This window comes from Pseudomonas sp. (assembly GCF_033723075.1).
Classification (GTDB): Bacteria; Pseudomonadota; Gammaproteobacteria; order Pseudomonadales; family Pseudomonadaceae; genus Aquipseudomonas.
Genome location: NZ_JAWVXU010000054.1, coordinates 1 through 2033, shown reverse-complemented (window position 1 = coordinate 2033; position 2033 = coordinate 1). Strand labels below are relative to the sequence as shown.

Below are 2033 nucleotides of genomic sequence, written 5' to 3'. Positions count from 1 at the left end.
CGTCCCGACGTGACGAAAACCAATCCTGCCAGTCGAGCGCTGCTGCACCGCTACCAAGTCATGGGGCCGCCGACACTGCTGTTGATCGGCCCGGACGGCGTCGAGCGCCGCTCGCAGCGCATCACCGGTGAGGTCGACGCCGCCCAATTCCTCAGCAAGTGGAACGAAACCATGGAGCGAGGCTGATGTTGACGATCAATGTCGGTCCCCTGGCACTGGCCGTTCCGCATGTATTGCTGCTGGTCAGCCTGTTCTTGGCGCTGCTGACCGGCTGGTGGGTTGGACGCCGCAGCGAGCGCAATCCCGAGCAGCAGCTGTTCAGGTTGCTGCTGGTGGCATTGCTGGTCGCTCGCCTGGCGTTCGTGCTGGTGTACTTCGAGCATTTTCGGGACGAGCCCTGGCGCGTGATCGATATCCGCGACGGCGGCTTCATAGCCTGGCCGGGCGTGCTGGCCGCTGTGCTTCTCGGCGCATGGCTCGCCTGGCGCGAGGGGACCTTGCGCAAACCGCTTGGCTGGGCCGTGGCGGTGGGTGTGCTGAGTTGGGGGTTCGCTACCTTGGCACTCCATGCTTTCGAGCAGGGCACGCGCCTCCCCGAGATGGGCCTGCGGGATAACCAGGGCAAGCCGGTGGCCTTGCAGGACTTCGTCGGCAAACCCCTGGTCGTCAACCTGTGGGCTACCTGGTGCCCGCCGTGTCGGCGAGAAATGCCGGTACTGGCCGAAGCGCAGCGCAATGAATCCGAGGTGACCTTCCTCTTCGTCAACCAGGGCGAGGGCGAACGGCTCATCGCTGACTTCCTCCGCGCCGAAGGGCTCGGCCTGGAAAACGTACTGCTCGACACTGGCGGACGGCTTGGCCAGCGCATCGGATCTTCGGCATTGCCGACCACGCTTTTTTACGATGCCGAGGGGCGCCAGGTTGGCAGCCACCTCGGTGAACTGTCGCGCGCCAGCCTGGCGCGCGCCCTTGAACAACTAGAGGTGAATACTCCGCCATGAATCTTGTGCGACCGATTTCCCTGTTCTTTTCCACCATTGCTTTGCTGCCAGTGCCGCTGGCGTTGGCGCAAACCCTGCCACCTGCGATCCAGGCGATTGAAGCCCGCGGAGCCAAAGTTGTCGGCAGTTTTGATGCCCCTGGCGGTTTACAAGGCTACGCCGCGCGCTATAACGGAGAGGGTATGGCGCTGTACCTGACGCCGGACGGCGATCATGTTCTGATCGGCAGTTTGCTGGATGCAAGTGGCGAAGACCTGACACGCGCTCCGCTTGAAGAACTGGTGTACGAACCCCTGGGCAAGGAAATGTGGCAAGGGCTCGAAAGCAGTACCTGGATTCAGGACGGCGCAGTTGAGGCGCCGCGGACCGTCTACATGTTTTCCGATCCGAACTGCCCGTTCTGCAACATGTTCTGGAAACAGGCACGGCCCTGGGTCGAAGCCGGCGATGTTCAGCTTCGTCATGTAATGGTCGGCATGTTGCGTGCGGACAGCGCGGGAAAAGCCGCGGCATTGCTGGTTGCGAAGGATCCCCAGGCGGCCCTCAACGCCCATGAGGCGGCAGGCAAGGCAAGTAAACTGGAGCCGGTCGAAAGCATTTCGCCTAAGGTAAATGAACAGCTCGAGGCGAACCTGACATTGATGGGTGAAATGGGGGCCTCGGCAACGCCGGCAATTTACTACCTGGACGACGAGGGACGCCTGCAACAACAGCAAGGTGCTCCTCGTCCCGATTCGCTGAAGCAGATCATGGGGCCGCTGTCCGCGAAACGTTGAACCGCTACCAATCGGCCAGTGCCGATACCTAAAACAATAATGATGTGGAGGCTACATGAACGTCTCTCGCTGGCCCCTGGCAGGGCTGCTTTTAGCGATATCCGTGTCTACCCAGGCGGCAGATCCGACCGCTGTCTATGGCAAAGGCGGCGCCAATACTGCCGCGATGGCGTGCGCCACCTGCCATGGTGCCGAGGCTGAGGGCATGGCCGCAGCCGGATTTCCGCGGCTTGCCGGTTTGTCCGCCGTCTACATG

At 62.2% G+C, this 2033-nt stretch carries 3 protein-coding genes and 1 pseudogene; all 4 read left to right on the top strand.

Translation table 11 applies throughout. From position 1 onward, the window contains the following. Positions 1–186, top strand: a pseudogene (locus R3355_RS24235) (thiol:disulfide interchange protein); the annotation flags it as partial. Continuing rightward, the gene (locus R3355_RS24230; RefSeq protein ID WP_318963686.1) at positions 186–1001 is read left to right on the top strand and encodes a TlpA disulfide reductase family protein; all 816 of its coding nucleotides are present in this window, start codon (positions 186–188) and stop codon (positions 999–1001) included. The pseudogene R3355_RS24235 and the gene R3355_RS24230, both read left to right, overlap by 1 nt. Then, a complete protein-coding gene (gene dsbG / locus R3355_RS24225) occupies positions 998–1777 on the top strand; it encodes a thiol:disulfide interchange protein DsbG (RefSeq protein WP_318963685.1) in 780 nt (259 codons plus the stop codon). Before R3355_RS24230 ends, dsbG begins: the two co-directional genes overlap by 4 nt. Positions 1778–1832: 55 nt before the next feature. Continuing rightward, positions 1833–2033, top strand: a 201-nt coding sequence (locus tag R3355_RS24220; RefSeq protein ID WP_413243564.1) for a c-type cytochrome, incomplete at its 3' end; no start/stop codon positions are given.

Excerpts from the sequence above, each read along its gene's own strand:
- R3355_RS24230 (WP_318963686.1), top strand. The coding sequence starts at position 186 with ATGTTGACGATCAATGTCGGTCCCCTGGCACTGGCCGTTCCGCATGTA.
- dsbG (WP_318963685.1), top strand. The coding sequence starts at position 998 with ATGAATCTTGTGCGACCGATTTCCCTGTTCTTTTCCACCATTGCTTTG.